The organism is Vibrio sp. 03_296 (genome assembly GCF_002265885.1).
Map to the genome: position 1 here is coordinate 92767 of NZ_NPKW01000056.1, position 16073 is coordinate 108839.

At 47.4% G+C, this 16073-nt stretch carries 14 protein-coding genes; 6 read left to right on the top strand and 8 right to left on the bottom strand.

What is annotated here, in order from left to right; genetic code table 11:
• Positions 1-24 precede the first annotated feature (24 nt).
• The gene (locus CIK04_RS06490; protein WP_176463293.1) at positions 25-747 is read left to right on the top strand and encodes a carbonic anhydrase; all 723 of its coding nucleotides are present in this window, start codon (positions 25-27) and stop codon (positions 745-747) included.
• 115 nt (positions 748-862) lie between these two features.
• On the opposite strand, the gene CIK04_RS06495 is transcribed toward CIK04_RS06490, so the two are convergent.
• Complete coding sequence (locus tag CIK04_RS06495) at positions 863-1966, bottom strand: mechanosensitive ion channel family protein (protein WP_097352894.1); 1104 nt, start codon at positions 1964-1966, stop codon at positions 863-865.
• A gap of 259 nt (positions 1967-2225) precedes the next feature.
• On the opposite strand from CIK04_RS06495, the gene CIK04_RS06500 reads away from it, so the two are divergent.
• Entirely contained in the window at positions 2226-2573 is a 348-nt protein-coding gene (locus CIK04_RS06500) for a transcriptional regulator (RefSeq protein ID WP_097352893.1), read from the top strand.
• A gap of 208 nt (positions 2574-2781) precedes the next feature.
• Complete coding sequence (locus CIK04_RS06505) at positions 2782-4410, top strand: methyl-accepting chemotaxis protein (RefSeq protein ID WP_097352892.1); 1629 nt, start codon at positions 2782-2784, stop codon at positions 4408-4410.
• A gap of 71 nt (positions 4411-4481) precedes the next feature.
• On the opposite strand, the gene CIK04_RS06510 is transcribed toward CIK04_RS06505, so the two are convergent.
• Positions 4482-5216, bottom strand: coding sequence for a flagellar brake protein (locus CIK04_RS06510; protein WP_232708665.1), 735 nt, complete (start codon positions 5214-5216; stop codon positions 4482-4484).
• Between the two features lie 190 nt (positions 5217-5406).
• Here CIK04_RS06510 and CIK04_RS06515 point away from each other — a divergent pair, with 190 nt between their 5' ends.
• Entirely contained in the window at positions 5407-5682 is a 276-nt protein-coding gene (locus CIK04_RS06515) for a GNAT family N-acetyltransferase (protein WP_058666516.1), read from the top strand.
• Between the two features lie 54 nt (positions 5683-5736).
• Here CIK04_RS06515 and CIK04_RS06520 read toward each other — a convergent pair whose 3' ends face one another.
• Positions 5737-6237 (bottom strand): GNAT family N-acetyltransferase, encoded by a 501-nt coding sequence (locus CIK04_RS06520; RefSeq protein ID WP_097352890.1) that lies wholly within the window; start codon positions 6235-6237, stop codon positions 5737-5739.
• 288 nt (positions 6238-6525) lie between these two features.
• Between CIK04_RS06520 and CIK04_RS06525 the strand changes: the two genes are divergently transcribed.
• Positions 6526-9792 carry a S41 family peptidase gene (locus CIK04_RS06525; protein WP_097352889.1) on the top strand — a complete coding sequence of 1089 codons (3267 nt, stop codon included), beginning with the start codon at positions 6526-6528 and terminating at the stop codon, positions 9790-9792.
• Positions 9793-9942: 150 nt separating this feature from the next.
• On the top strand, positions 9943-11124 hold the full coding sequence (locus CIK04_RS06530) for an MFS transporter (protein ID WP_015727563.1): 1182 nt from the start codon (positions 9943-9945) through the stop codon (positions 11122-11124).
• Positions 11125-11181: 57 nt separating this feature from the next.
• Here CIK04_RS06530 and CIK04_RS06535 read toward each other — a convergent pair whose 3' ends face one another.
• The 5 genes from CIK04_RS06535 to CIK04_RS06555 all read right to left on the bottom strand — a co-directional run bounded on the left by CIK04_RS06535 (position 11182) and on the right by CIK04_RS06555 (position 16047).
• Complete coding sequence (locus CIK04_RS06535) at positions 11182-12024, bottom strand: energy-coupling factor transporter transmembrane protein EcfT (protein ID WP_097352888.1); 843 nt, start codon at positions 12022-12024, stop codon at positions 11182-11184.
• Positions 12021-13745 (bottom strand): ABC transporter ATP-binding protein, encoded by a 1725-nt coding sequence (locus CIK04_RS06540; protein ID WP_038964055.1) that lies wholly within the window; start codon positions 13743-13745, stop codon positions 12021-12023. Before CIK04_RS06540 ends, CIK04_RS06535 begins: the two co-directional genes overlap by 4 nt.
• A 6-nt stretch (positions 13746-13751) precedes the next feature.
• Positions 13752-14300, bottom strand: coding sequence for an ECF-type riboflavin transporter substrate-binding protein (locus tag CIK04_RS06545; RefSeq protein WP_011082383.1), 549 nt, complete (start codon positions 14298-14300; stop codon positions 13752-13754).
• 233 nt (positions 14301-14533) lie between these two features.
• Positions 14534-15664 (bottom strand): HlyD family secretion protein, encoded by a 1131-nt coding sequence (locus CIK04_RS06550; RefSeq protein WP_015727567.1) that lies wholly within the window; start codon positions 15662-15664, stop codon positions 14534-14536.
• On the bottom strand, positions 15664-16047 hold the full coding sequence (locus tag CIK04_RS06555; RefSeq protein ID WP_015727568.1) for a DUF3302 domain-containing protein: 384 nt from the start codon (positions 16045-16047) through the stop codon (positions 15664-15666). Before CIK04_RS06555 ends, CIK04_RS06550 begins: the two co-directional genes overlap by 1 nt.
• Positions 16048-16073 lie beyond the last annotated feature (26 nt).

Genomic DNA, 16073 nt, shown 5'->3' on the forward strand with positions numbered 1-16073 from the left:
ACACAACGAAAGCAAGGAAAGAAAATGAAAAAAACAGTGATAGCCGCAGTGCTTGCAACCGGTCTAACGGCGATGGGATGCCATGCCGCCGAATGGGGTTATGAGGGTAAACATGGACCAGAGCACTGGGGAGAGATTGCCAAAGAGTGTGCGATAGGGAAAAACCAAAGCCCGATTGATATCCGTCAGCCAACACAAGCTGATCTCAAAGGCTTAGATTTACACTATTCAGGCCAAGTGATTGCGCTAAGTAACAATGGTCACACATTACAGGGAAGCCTATCAGGCAAGAATGTACTGGATATTGACGGTAAAAGCTTTGAACTGAAGCAATTTCACTTCCATACGCCATCTGAAAACTTGGTCCAAGGTAAGCAATATCCGCTAGAGGCGCACTTTGTGCATGCAGACAAAGCGGGCAACTTGGCGGTGGTTGCTGTGATGTTTGAGTCGGGTAGCCAAAACCAAGCGTTGAACTCGTTGATTGCAAAAGTGCCAAAAGCGGGTGAGGCAGTAAAACTTGCCCAAGCGTTTGACGTTAACGACTTGATTCCTGCGCACGCCGAGTACTATCGCTTTAACGGTTCACTCACTACGCCTCCTTGTAGCGAGGGTGTTCGCTGGTTTGTGATTAAGGAAGCCAGCGAGCTGTCGCCCACTCAGACACACGTATTGATGCAGGCTATGGGCCAAAATAACCGTCCGGTTCAGCCGCTTAATGCTCGTGTTGTATTAAGCAAAGAGTAACGATTGAAGATGGCGTTTTGACTGGTGATTCACCCACGTATCTAAAAAAAGCCCGCGCTGAATCATCAAGCGCGGGCTTCGATTTTTGCATTTGCGTTTTGTTCTAAGGTGAACGTTACTCCGATTGAGAGCGGTTGGATTCCACCAGTCCAGCTTGAACGGGGTCAAACTTCAATGTTTGAGTCGGGAACGCAATATCCGCCCCATTTTTTTGAACAATCTCCATCACTTTAAGCAGTACATCTTGCTTAACTCCATGGTACTCAACCCAGTTCACCGTTTTGGTGAAGGTGTAGACGAAGAAGTTAAGTGACGAAGAACCAAAGCTGTTAAAGTTCACGATCAAGGTCTGATCGGCATCGATATCGGGGTGATGTTTCAGCATATCGCGCACTTGCTCAATGATTTGAGGTAGCTTATTGCAATCGTCATAACGCACACCAATGGTTTCGTAAATACGGCGATTTAGCATGCGCGAAGGGTTTTCCACCACAATATTGCTAAACACCGAATTGGGTACATACAAAGGGCGTTTATCAAAGGTGCGAATAATGGTCATTCGCCAACCGATGCGCTCGACGGTGCCTTCAATTTGGCGATCCGGAGATCGTACCCAATCTCCCACTTTGAATGGACGGTCAAAGTAGATCATTAAACCACCAAAGAAGTTTGAAAGAAGGTCTTTGGCCGCTAAACCGACGATCAAACCACCCACACCACCGAAGGTTAACAAACCAGATAAGCTCACACCAAACACCTGCATCATGGTCAGCGCGCCGATGGTGAGAATAAATAACCTCGCCACCTTCGCAGTGGCCTGCACTGTGGTTTCATCGTAGCTTTGAGCTGCTAAAACATACTCTTCTGCATGATTGACAAAACGCATGACGATCCAAACCAGCAGTGAAATCACCATGATGAGTTTCGCGGTGCCAAGCCAAGCTAAGCTTTGTCCGGTTTGGCTTTGGACGATAATGCCAAGGGAGATGGTTCCTGGCCATAGCCAGATAAAAGTGCTGATAGGGGTTCTAAAAGCTTCTAGTAGAAGATCGTCCCAGTGAAGTCGGGTTTTCTCTGCCAACTGATGCAAGCGTGATGCGATGACGCGCCAGACGATCCATGCGATGGCGCTGCAACCTGTGATAAACAGGACGCTGCCGAACCAATCCTTGTGATTACTAAAGAGTGCTCGTTGCAGCTCAATTATCCAATCATTCATATTGAAAAACTCATCGTTTGAATCAAAACCCGAAAGGTATCAGAAAATCGATGAATAACCCAAAAAAGCGATGAGAAAAAGTGATTTGCGGGTCAATGATTGGCTTTGCCTATAGCTGATGTGTGTGAACATGATCGAGTTTTGTGCAACAAGTACCGTTTCTGAAGCAGAAAACAGCCTGTTTTTTGACTTATAACTAACACTTTAGTTATTAATTCATGAGAGTTTTCTACTCAGATTGGATGATTGGGGAAAAGTGATGGAATTTACGGAGAAGGATCGTATTGCGCTTTACGATATCTGGATGTCGCAAAAAGCAAAAATGCATATTACGCAGATGGAAATGACGCGACGTCTTGGCCTCAATCATCACGAGTTCTCTGCTTATCTACGTGGCGATACGCCGCTGACGTTGGGTTTTATCAACCAACTGTGCGAGCAGCTACACGTGCAACCTTTCAAAGTGATCCCTTCACTTTCTCGTCGTGACCTCTCGACGTCGCAGACGATTTTTTTGCAAAACAAGGTCACGGTTGATGGGTTGATCCGCAACGTGTATGTGGAAGGTAATCAGGTCATTATTGAATATGAGCACCCAATTAATTGATGTTGTAAATACATATTCTTCTACATTTTTTCACTTGTTTTCATATGGTCGTAAATTTGGCGATTGTCATTTTTATGGCGTTAACGTTATGAAATTATTAGCATTTTATATAGACAAAAACGTGACCAAGATCTAGAATTTCGTCTTTCCAACTTTTGGCTTTGTTCCCAGAGCACGGAAGCGAACATTTGATAGATTGAGGCGTTAAATGCAATTTTCTCTAAAAAACTTGTCCGTTCGAACCCAAGTTTTAGTTCCTGTTATGTTGACTGCACTGGCTTTGCTGGTTTCTCTTTGGATCACCAAAGACAAATTGCAAGCAGAGCAAGATGTCATCACTCATAACACCAATTCTCTGGTTTTCTACAAAGACACATTGGCAAAGATTGACGACGCGGTTTACCCGTTGCGAATTAGCGCGGTTTATGCCATTTACGATGCGAACCGTCGCGATGCATTCCTAGCGCAACTGAAGCAAGGTGCCAAAGAGATCAATCTGGATTTGGATCAGATGGCGAAGCAGGGCGACTTCCGCACAGAAGCGGCTGAAGTGCGTAAAGCGATCAACAACTATATCGACTATTCGACCAGCGCGGTGAGCTTCTTTGGTCGCCATGATCAAGGCACTGTCTCGGCGGCAGAATACAACCGCTTTATCGCGGATTACCGCAAAGTGGGCGATGACATGGTGAATGCCATCAATACTATGTCACAGAAAGTCAACCGTGTTGCTTCTGAAACCATGGCGAAAAGTAACCGTGATAACGTTCATGTACAAAACATGGCAACCATTACGGTCCTTGGTGTGTTGGCGCTCTCCTTGTTGGTGGCATGGTTTCTCTCTGGCATGATTGTGACACCGGTGATCAAGTTACAAGCGGTGATGCGTGAACTCTCACAAGGTAACCTTTCTGTTCGTGCAGACGTCGATGGCGACAATGAAATTGCACATCTCAGCAAAGACGTGAATACCACAGCGAGCCAGTTGCACAGCACGGTAGAACACCTGATCCGTATTTCTGAAGAAGTGGCATCAGCATCAACAGAGCTTGCCGCTGTCATGACACAATCTGAAGCAAACGCGCAACAAGAGTTGGCGGAAATTGAACAAGTCGCTTCAGCAGTGAACGAGCTTGCAAGTACCGCGAACAACGTTAGCGATAACGCGACTTCAGCAGATGCAACCGCTCGTGAGACAGACGGTTTGGCAAAATCCGGTTTGGCTATCTTTAAAGAGAGTGCCGAAGCAAGCCAACAGATGTCATCAGCACTGAACGATGCTGCGCGCGTGGTACTGACCTTGAAAGAACAATCCGTGCAGATCAACGATGTGATTGAAGTGATTCGTGGCGTTTCTGAACAAACCAACCTGCTCGCACTGAATGCGGCAATTGAAGCTGCCCGTGCGGGTGAATCTGGCCGTGGTTTTGCGGTAGTGGCAGACGAAGTACGTATGTTGGCGGCTCGTACGCAAGATTCTACCAAAGAAATTCAAGAGATCATTGAGCAGCTTCAACTGCAATCTGGCCTAGCCAATGACAGCATGCAAGAGAGCTTGAACATGCTAGAGCGCAACAACGAACTGACTCAACGAGCGAATGATGCTCTGGTTGGTATTACTGAAGCTGTCGCGAACATCAATGATTCGAATGCACAAGTGGCAACGGCAGCAGAAGAACAATCACAAGTGACACAAGACATCAACCGCAACGTCGTGAACATGTCTGAACTGGTGAACCAAAACGTAGCGGGTATCAGCCAAAGCGCCAGCGCGAGTAACGAACTCTCTCATCTAGCGGAAAAACAAAAAGCCCAATTGAGCTTCTTCCGTCTGTAATCACCAGTCAAAACGAAGAAAACCGTCCTAGCGACGGTTTTCTTTTATCGACAAGTCACTTATCGGCACGCCTAACGTTTGAGCTTGAGCTTGGTTCCGTCAAACTTCAAATGACCAAGTAAGCTTTTCGCATTGTGCTTGCCGAAATCATCAAATTCGACGCCGTAACGCGCGTAATGCGTTGAACGCTGTAAATTACAGACTTTTCCTTTCAGTGGTGCCAAGGTTGGTCCACCTGCTTTCCCGAGTAGAATCTCCAATGACACTTCATCACCCACAGTGAAAGTTCTGCTCATTGGCGCCGTGACAAAGCGACACCCGCCACGGGAGAGATCGCGAATTTCACATTCCACCTTATAGTCATTAACGTAAGCTTTCGCTGGGAGGTTAACCTCGTAGCGCGTCTCCTTGCGAAGCTGAGCCACTTGCATGGTGCTTGGCACGCTGAGTACAAGAACGGGGAATGGGTCGCCTAAACGGTGAGTCAGTTGACTACGAAAATGGATGATGGCGCCTTCGCCTCGGTGAGAAAGGGCTTTAACGTTTATCCAAAAGCCTTCTTGGAAGTAAAACTTAAGATCGTCTTCAGAAATCTGTGGTATCTCAACCAGCATGGCATTGCCAGAATGTGACCCAACAAATAGGCTTGTGGTTAAAAATTTGGTTCCAACGGGCGTCGTTACATTGAGTGTGATTTCACTACCATGTTCAATCATTGCAAGCGCATCGGTACTGTTGAAAGTGCTCGTTAAGCGCTGAGCATGATTTGGCGCTAATGCGTGATTGCGTCCTTGGAGTTTAGCCATAGGTAAATTCATTGTTCCTTATCCTAATGAAACGGCCTGTAACGTTGTAATTGTGCGGATTCATAGCGCAAAGTTCATCTACACTGAACGAATCTAGCTTAATAAGTTTAGTGTATATGTTCAGTTAAAGATTTTATTTAGCTGTTGTTATTGATTCAATGCTGATTACGCAAAAATAAGGAGAGAAACTGTGAATCATGTCACTCATGACGAGAAAAATGCGCTTTTTCAAGTCCATTTAGAGGGGGTGTACTACGCAACGGTTCGCTATCAGCTACACGATGATGTAATGTCCATCACTTCCACTCGTGTTCCAGAAGAGCTGCGAGGTGGAGGGTATGGTAAATTGATGATGGAGGCCGTATTGCCCATTATCGAAGCACAAGGCTACAAGATCGTCCCAGTTTGTAGCTATGTTAATCATTATTTAGAACGACACTCTGAGTGGCATCATCTGAAAGCATGAAAAAGCCAGCGAAAGCTGGCTTCTTGGGGCTAAATTGTCTCGATTTGAAGTGAACTACTGGGTATTTGGGTTGATTCTTGCCATATAGTAGGTGTTAATAAATCGCCCTTCGCGAAACGAGGAATCGACGGCTTCACCTTCAATCACAAAGCCATGCTTTTTATAAAGAGAAATCGCCTTTTCGTTATCGACATTCACTTCGATCTGAATTCTTCTCACATTGAGCCAGTTGTCAGCCAGTTCCGTGACGGTTTCGATCAACTTGCTGCCAATGCCTAAGCCGTGAAAATCATCGTGTACGCCAATGCCAAATGAAGCGCAGTGCGCGGTTCTTGGCCTTTGTGAGTGCTGAAATCCAATATTGCCAACCACTTTTCCATCAACGAGTGCTACATAGCTGTACACACCCGCCGGTATGCTCACTAGCCTTTCTTTCCACATCGCCACCGACGGTTTTGGGAGCTGCAGGGTCTCACGTTGCGCCTTAGGTTGAGAATAAAGCTCAACGAGTGCTTCGGCGTCCTCAATTGACGTTGGGCGAATAGTAATCTCCATGCATTTCTCCTTGTTTGTTGTTGTTTTATCAATCTAGCGGCATTTGTTAATGAAAACCAGAGTTTTATTAACAAACTGAGTAGGTTAGAAATGATAATAGTAAATAACCATCAAAGCCTTATGGATAAAGGTGCATTAGAGAATGCTGTATTAATGTTCAATTATTCACTGGTCCTATTTGATTTTTGGATGGAATTTTTCCCTGTTATCTATCGTCAAAAACCTGTATAAAAAACAGTGTTTGATTCATTTAAACTCATTCCTATTACAATAACGCAAGGAAAACGGATGCGAATTCAACGTTTTACTGCCAACTCGATTGCATTGGTCTTACTGGCCAGTCTTTCAAATCCGAGCTTAGCTCAAGAAAGTGTTGCGACAACGACCACAAACTCTCAACCTACCTGGTTGCGAGATATCGCTTTATCACCAGACGGTCAACGAATTGCGTTTACCTACGCAGGGCAGATCTGGCTTATCGCAAGCAAAGGGGGAGAAGCCATTCCTCTCACTTCTGCTGACAGTTACAGTGAAAATCCCATTTGGTCACCGGACGGGGAATCCATTGCGTTTACGACCGATCGCTTCGGGCCAGGTGATGTTTTTCTGGTGAGCGCAAACGGCGGAGACGCAAAGCGACTGACTTATCACTTTAGCAAAGATGTCCCTTATGCTTTTAGTCCGAATGGACAAGAAATCTATTTTCGATCGTCGCGGATCGGAGATATCGAGAGCAGCGTGAACAATGGCTTCGCGGGCAGCGCGTCAGCGCAGATATATTCAGTGGATGTGAGTGGAGGGCGTGAAAAGCTGCTGCTTGCCAATCCAATCAGCAGTTTGTCGATTAATGGGCAAACAGGCGAGTATCTCTATACCGATTTGCCGTCACCGATGGAGCAAGAGTGGCGTAAACGTGATGTCTCCGATGCTGCGCGCGATATCTGGCGCTTTGACCCTAAAACGGCTAAGCACACAAAATTGACCAATTATCGTGGTGAAGACCGTAACGCGGTGTGGGCTGAAGATGGCCGCTCTATGTACTATTTGTCTGAGCGTTCAGGAAGTTTCAATGTTTGGCAGCGCGTATTATCTGATCCGTCGGCTGAACCCGTACAGATAACCCAACACGAATTTTTACCCGTGCGTTTCTTATCGATTAGCCAGCAAGGTGATCTCGCCTATGGCTACGATGGTGATATTTGGTTTAAAGGCAAAGATGAAGCGGATGCTAAACCATTACAGGTGACTATTCGGCAATCCTTTCTTAGCAAAGGAAAGCGATTTGTTAACCTCAATCATGAAGCGACTGAAATTGCGGTTTCGCCGGTGGCGCCAGAAGTTGCCATAGTCGCCAGAGGCGATGTTTATGTGGTTTCTTTGCTCTCAGGGGCGACTAAGCGCGTGACCAAGACCCCGCAAGCAGAGCGCTATCTTTCTTTCTCAAATGATGGCCTTTCATTGCTTTATGCATCGGAGAGAAATGGCAATTGGGATGTCTTCCACAGCTACATCAATGATACGGGCAGAAGCTTTTCCACTTCGTTTGATGTGGTAGAAGAACAGCTCTCGGATGAAGCAGTTGATCAAACTCAGCCGCTGTATTCTCCAGATGGGACCAAGATCGCCTATCGCGAAAACAGCAACTCGATCAAGGTGTATGACATCAAAAATGACAGCTATCACGTGCTGTTGGACTCTTCGCAACTCTATTCCTACGTTGATCAGGATCTGAGTTACGAATGGTCGCCAGATAGCCAATACTTGGTGACCCGTAATCGAGCCTCCTACAACGCTGACATTGTGTTGCTAAAAGCGGATGGCAGTGAAAAACCACTGCAAATTACCAATACCGGTTTTATTGAGGGTGAGCCGAAGTTTAGTCATGACGGGCAGATGATTTATTGGAGCACCGATCGAAATAGTTTGAGAGAGATCGACAAGTGGGCGGTGCAGTCAGACATCTATTTGACGGTTCTCAACCAAGAAGCGGATTTCAATTGGAAGAAGGACGATGAGCAACGTTGGCTCGAAGAGGAGCGCGCCGCGGACTCTGGCGAAGAGCCTGGCGAGCAAGCCCCACAAGAGACCGTGGTGGAGAGCAAAGGGCTCAAGCATCGTACCTATCGGGTTACCCCGTATTCCATGACGCCAATTTTCAGCTACCTTTCTCCGGACAATCAATCCCTGTTGGTGGCAAACTTGGTTGGTGATGAGGTGGAGTTTACTGACATCAATACCCAAACAGGGGAAACGAACGTTCTGTTTACACGCAGCAGTGAAGATGTTGCCGCGGTGAAGATGGAGCCGGATATCGAAACCTTGGTGATTATCGGTGCGCACGGTATTGAAGAGTTGCATCTGCCAAGTGGTGAGGGCAACTATGTCGATTACCAAGCAGACGCCAATTATGATTTCCGTGCGGAAGTGGAATACATCTTTGATCACGCTTGGCGTCAAACAGATACCCGCTTTTATGACATAGGCATGCATGGCGTGGACTGGCAAGGCTATGGCGAGGCGTATAAACGTTATCTGCCGGGGATTCATAACTACCAAGATTTTGCGGAGTTACTGAGTGAAATGTCTGGTGAGTTGAATGCGTCACACACCGGAGCAAGTTACGGTCGCTATCAGTCGACTTGGTCAGAGCCAGCGTCACTTGGGCTGTTTTACGATGACCAATACCGTGGCAAAGGGGTTCGTGTTAAAGCGGTGATTCCTGGTGGTCCTGCGGACATTTACCAATCGCCGATCAAGGCGGGCAGTATCATCTACTCTGTGGATGGTATAGAGGTGGCTCAGGAAATGGATATCTATCCACTGCTGGATAACAAAGCGGGTAAACGTGTTCGTTTGAGTGTGCTCAAACCGGGTGATAAAGCCGCGCAAAATGTGCTGCTGGTGCCGACGTCGCTTGAACAAGAGGCTCAGTTGGCTTACGAGCTGTGGGTTGAACAGCGCAAAGCACTGACCGAAGAACGCTCGCAAGGAAGACTGGGTTATATCCATATCCCCGAGATGGGACCGGCATCCTACGAAACCTTAGTAAATGAGTTATTTGGTGAGTACAACGACAAAGAAGGGGTCATCATTGATATCCGCTACAACATGGGCGGGAACTTGCATGATCAACTGATGGAAACCCTTTCCGGCACGCGCCATAGTGCTCAAGTGACGCGCGATGGTTACCAGTTGTCGACATTCCCTGAGCGGCGCTGGGCAAAACCGAGCATCATGCTAGCAAACGCCGCTAGCTACTCCGATGGCTCGATTGTGCCATATTTCTACCAGCGTGAGGGGATTGGTCAGTTGGTGGGTGAACGCGTGCCGGGTACTGGAACGGCGGTGTTGTGGGAACCTCAACAAGAGCAAAGTTTGGTTTATGGCATTCCTCAGCTCGGCTTCAAAGATGACCAAGGTCGATGGTTCGAAAATCAAGAAGTGGTGCCTGATGTGTTGGTTTATAACTCACCAGAAGACATTGCGAGAAATTACGATCGCCAACTGAAAGTCGCGATTGAAAGCTTGTTAGCGCAATTAGATAAAACGCAGTAACTCTCAAGGGTTATCGTTACCAAAGGCTCAATACAACGAAGGTGGTATTGAGCCTTTGCTTTTTCATCTCGATGGTTTCTTGATGTGCATCTCATGGGTATGATGGTGGCATAACAATACTCTAACCTAACGCAGAACTAAGGATAGCCCATGCGTGCACATCGCCATCGCTGGCAAACACCGCAAAATTTCTTATTGCTCATTTCTATCATCGTCCCTATCGCATTTTCTACTTGGATGGCGTTGCTCAATAACTTTGTGATTGAAAAGGCACAGTTTGATGGTGCCGATATTGGTTTGCTGCAAAGTGTTCGGGAAATCCCCGGTTTTCTTGCTTTTACGGTTGTGTTTGTTTTGCTGTTTGTACGAGAACAGCGCTTCATGCTGATCTCACTGGCGATGTTGACGTTGGGGACAGCATTGACGGGGTTCTTTCCTTCACTGTTTGGCTTGTTAGCGACGACGTTACTGATGTCGACAGGCTTCCACTATTTCGAAACGTTGAAGCAATCGCTGTCATTGCAGTGGCTAAGTAAAGAAGAAGCACCGGAGATGCTGGGTAAATTGGTCTCGATTGGCGCATTGGCGTCATTGGTCACTTACGGTGCGATTTGGCTACTGCTTGAGGTCTGGCAACTGAGTTTTCAGATGGTCTATCTGCTGGCGGGTGGGGTTGGCTTTGTGTTGGTGATGGTCATGGCGTTTGCTTTTCCTCAATTTCAAACGACGGTGGTGCAGAACAAGAAGTTAGTGCTGCGAAAACGCTATTGGCTCTACTACGCACTCACCTTTATGAGTGGGGCGCGTAGGCAGATCTTTACTGTGTTCGCAGGCTTCCTCATGGTGGAAAAGTTTGGTTATTCCGCCGCCGACATTACCTTGCTGTTTTTGGCAAACTACCTTTTCAACTTTTTGTTTGCCAAACGTATTGGCCGTTTCATCGGTGTGGTGGGCGAGCGAAAAGCATTGACGTTTGAATACGTCGGTTTGATCTTTGTCTTTGTCGGTTATGCGCTGGTACAGTCCGCCGAATGGGCGGCCGCGTTGTACATCATCGACCATCTCTTTTTTGCCTTGGCGTTGGCGATTAAAACGTATTTTCAAAAGATTGCAGACCCTGCTGACATGGCATCGACGGCCGGAGTGGCCTTTACCATTAATCACATTGCCGCGGTGGTGATCCCCGTAACATTCGGCGTGATTTGGCTCGTGTCGCCTGCCAGCGTGTTTTACATTGGCGCGTTTATGGCGGCGATAAGTTTGCTGCTTTCTTTCAACATTCCCGCCAAACCGGAAGAGGGTAACGAGACTCGGATCCTAAAGTGGAGTTAAGAGGCTTGTTCTATTGGGGCAAAAAAACAAAGGGATGCAGTGTGCATCCCTTTGTGATCATGAGAACGGGTACCAGAAGAGCTGAGGCTCTAGGACGCGTTTGGTAATGGCCAGCGTCACCATAAGCGCAATGCCCATCATACACAGCTTATCAGAGCGGCTCAGCGGCCTTAAGCTGTACCAAGTTCGTTGGTTGTGGCGACCAAAACCACGCAGTGTCATCGCGTTGGAGATTTGATCGGCGCGATCGAGGCTTGAGAAAATCAGTGGGCCAAGAATTTTCGCGACGTTTTTCATGCGCGTGAACAGGGGCGCTTTTTTACTCAGTTCGACCCCTCTTGCTTGCTGTGCATGCATGATATTGACGAAGTCTTTTTTCACTTCAGGCAAATAACGCAGTGTTAAGCTCACCGCATAAGCAATTTTGTACGGCACGCCTAAACGGTTCAAACTGGCGGCGAACTCGGTTGGATGGGTTGTGAAAACAAACACCAACGCAATCGGGAACATGCTGAAATATTTGAGCGTGACCGTCAGTAGATAGAACAAGGTTTCCTGAGTCAAAGAGTATTGACCGGGCAATGGCAATAAGACGGTCGTCGAGCCCATGAACTCACTGCCTTGCTGTGGCGCAAGGGCGAACATAAACAAGGCATTGATCAACAATACGCTGGCGGTGCCGAGTAGCAATGGCTTGTAAACATGAAAAGGCACCTTGGTCATCTTGAGTAGCCCAAGGCCAACGACAATCAACACGCTGATCAAGCGTAGGTCAAACGTGGTTAAAACGACCGTCACCCACGCAATGAACAGCAAAAACTTGGTGATGCCGTTAAGCTTATGCAGCGGAGATTGGGTATCGATGTAATTGATACCAAACTTCATTTTGTTGTCTTTCATGCCACATTTCTCTCAACGGTTTTCTCTCGGCGAGAAGCTTTTTCTACATCAATAAAATGCTGCATAAAGGCGTTTGTTTCAGCAATGTTCAAGCGTGTAGCAAGCTCGTACAGGCTGGTGGTGGTTAGGTTCGCTCTGTCCAGCAATGCAGGGTTACTGAAAACATCCGTCATCGGCGCGTCGGCCACAAGCTGGCTATCTGCAATCACGATGGAGCGTGTGGTGTATTCCAGTACCAAGTGCATGTCATGAGAAATGATCACGACGGTGATGCCTAGCGCTCGATTGAGTTTTTCAATGAAGCTCAGCATTGAGGTGTAGTTTCGGTAGTCCTGACCTGCGGTTGGCTCATCGAGGATCAATAGCTCAGGCTCTAGTGCGAGAATCGAAGCGATGGTGACGCGTTTCTTCTGGCCGTAGCTGAGTGCTTCAATTGGCCAATGACGATATTTGCTTAGACCACACAATTCGAGCACTTCAAGCACTTTACTGTTGACTTGCTGTTCGTCCCAACCTCGATTGCGCAGGCCAAATGCAACTTCATCAAAAATCATATGGTGCGAAATCATATGGTTAGGGTTTTGCATCACCACGCCTACTTTTTGACTGCGCTCGAAAATGGTCAGCTCGCTAAGATCTTGGCCGTTTAAGTGCATCGTGCCGTTGTCGGGCTCAATGACGCCCATGATCAGCTTGGTGATGGTCGATTTACCAGAACCATTTTTGCCTAATATCGAGACAAATTCGCCGCGTTGCACATCAAAACTCACCCCTTCTAATGCGTTTTTCTCACCGTCGTAGGAGTAGGTTAAATTGCGCACGTCAAGTAAGGTTTCTGAAGAAGCGTGGTGGCTTGTCGTGTTCGCTTGGTGGAACCAATCTGTCATCGCGTGCTGATAATTAGCCAAGGGTAACTTGCTTAAACTCGAGGGGTGATCGTCTAGTGCAAGATGACAACCAGCGGATTTTAGTGCCGTTAAGTAAAGCGGTTCGCGAATGCCATATTGAGCCAATAATGGCGAAGCAAGCAGCTCGTCTGGCGTGGTATCAGCAATAATCTCACCGCCATCCATCAGAATGATGCGGTCGACGTGACGATGTAGCACATCCTCGAGGCGGTGCTCGATGATGACCACGGTTTTGCCGGTCTTGCGATGCAACTCATCAATGATTTCGATGGTACGCTTGCCAGTTTTTGGATCGAGCGCTGCCAACGGTTCATCAAACAGCAGAATGTCGACATCATCCACGAGAATGCCTGCCAGCGAAACGCGTTGTTTCTGTCCGCCAGAGAGATCGTGCGGTGAGCGCTGCAGCATCTGCTGAAGGTCGACCATCTTCGCGGTGGCTTTGACCAGTGAATACATCTCAATGTTCGAGGTGAGCTGGTTTTCAAGTGCAAACGCGATGTCTTCACCGATGCTTAAACCGACAAATTGGCTGTCGGTGTCTTGCAGCACAGTCCCCACCTGTTCGGTGAACTGGTGCATGGCAAACGCCGCCGTTTCTTGGCCGTTGATGGTCAAAGAACCGGACACTTCACCTTTGATTGCGTGGGGGATAAGCCCATTTAAACACTGGCCAAGGGTAGATTTACCACTACCACTTGGACCAATAATGACGATTTTCTCTCCTTTCTCTATCCTTAGATTGATATTTCTTAGCGTCGGTTTGTCCAGCGACTCATATCTAAAAGAGAAGTTAGAAAATTCGATTGTCATTCGACATTAAGCCTCTGTTAGGTTGCGGCTTTGTTTATTGCGTTTCGCGACCGATTTCAAAATGAAGTAGCCAACGATAGCGATTAGTACAGTGTTACCTGAAGCAATGATGGTGAGCTGTGTGAACACTTTAGTGAACGGTTCTGCATACAAAATGGTGTCGAGAAACGCGGAACAGCCGTAGCCAAATACGTTGCCAAGCAGTGCGAGAACGACAAATAGAGAGAAATCTTTGAGATTGAACTCACCTTTCTCTAAGCGATTACGAGTAAGAGAAGGGAACAGACCAATGATCAGGCCGACAATGCCCGAACCAAGAACCCAGGTTAACCAAACGCCCCAGCCGGCAAAAAGATCCGTGACCCAGTGGCCAATAAAGCCCACCAAGAAACCGACTAAAGGACCAAACAGAACCGAAAATAGGGCAAGAACCGCCATGGCTGGTTTGAGGGTGGTGTTTGCAAACACGGGAATACCAAACATGGGTAACCCACCAATACCATAAAGAGCAGCACCGATGGCAATCACCACAACGGTTTTAGCGGAAAGATTCATAGATAACCTCAGTTCAATTGTCTAAAGAACGTAACTTGCTGTTTTCGTTATTTCCTTCAAGGCCTTAACCAAGAAGTGGCGCGATTTTGCGCCTTGGATTATTTTTTCAGCAAGTGGAAAAATAAGGCGCGCATTATACAGAAGAAACCCTCAAGTGGGAATGCTATCTGTCTGGATGTCTAGAAAGCAATCAGGGGCTTAATGTCAGCCCCTGATTACAATAAAACGTAAAATTAATGATCGAGATAGAGGTAGTTTTGCCAGCTCTTCATACGAATAAGCACTTTACGCATGATGGAAACGTGGGTGAAGCTGTCTGAGTACACCGCCACTTCCACCGCAGTGCCCATTGGCAGGTGATACTCGCTCAAATCATCGGTGATTCGCAACGTCGCAAATACGCGGCCACTGGTGCGCAGCGCTTCCGTGCCGAGTAGTGCGCCACGAGCTTGAAATTGGCTTTCACCAATGGCTGGAAGCACCTCAATCACTTCACCTTTAAAGACTTTTCCTGGCAAGGCGCGGAACATGAACTCGGCTTCAAAACCCGGTTGTAGGCGTTGAAGCGAGTTCTGACGAAATGCCGCCGTGTAGATTTTCTCTTCACTGTGGACAAACGTCATCACCGGCGCCAGTGGCAATGGCACTGACATCACACCAGGGCGCAGCGCCAATTGGGTGACATAACCGTCGGTCGGCGCGCGTACAACCGTTTGCTCAAGGTCAAACTGAGCTTTGCGCAATTCCGCTAATAGCTGTGCGACCTGAGTGTTTTCACCACCGACTTCGGAATCCAACGCAATCTGCGCTTGGTCTTGCTTCGATTGTGCGACTTCAAGAGCGGCTTGTGCAGCTTTGAATGCTTGACGAGTGGTGTCCATTTGTTGCTCTGTGAATGCGCCTTTCTCGTAGCCACGCTTATAACGTTCATATTCGCGTTTCGCTTTATCACGCTCGGCGATGGCTTTGATAACGGCCGCCTCCGCTTCCTTCAGCGTGGACTCCAGTCCAAGCGCCCCTTGGCTGGCTTCTTTGACTTTGGCTTCGAGCTTGGCCACTTCCGCTTCAAACGGGATAGGATCAATACGGAACAGCACATCCCCTTGCTTGAGCGTTTGGTTTGCTTGAACGGGCACTTCAATCACACGGCCGCGAACGCCCGACACGATTGGGGTGGTTGAGTAAACTTGGTTACCCAACTGAGTGAATGGGTGATTATAGTTCATCAATAAAATCAGCGTACCGATGAGCACTACGCCACCCAAAACCGCGGTAGGTACCGTCCATTTATTCAATGGAATCTTAAAAATCTTAAAAATCGCAATACACAATGCGGTGTAAGTGAGGATCAACAGTAAATCCATTATTGCTTCTCCTCTTCACTGGTGATGACGGGCGTGGCAGGCACACGTTGCGCATTTCTCAATTGATCCACTTCTTCACGAAGCTGCTTGACTTCATCAATTAATTGATCAACGCGATGGTGCATGTCGTGCTGTTCTTCTTCAAGTTTTTGGAAGCCCCAACCGCGCTCTTTGCGCCATAAGGTTGCCCAGATCCAAAGGAAAGGCCAAATGGTGTGTAGAGTGAATAAACTCACCCAGCCTGCGTAGTGAATAGCGTCTTGGTGTGGGTGTTCACGTTCTTTGGCGATTTCGTAAGGGATATCGTGAATCACGATAATGCCGTAGAAAATCACTAAAGCGACGAAAACAAGCAATCCCAATGCGAAATAATCGAGAAACATCTTACTTCCTTGCGTTAAATGAAATG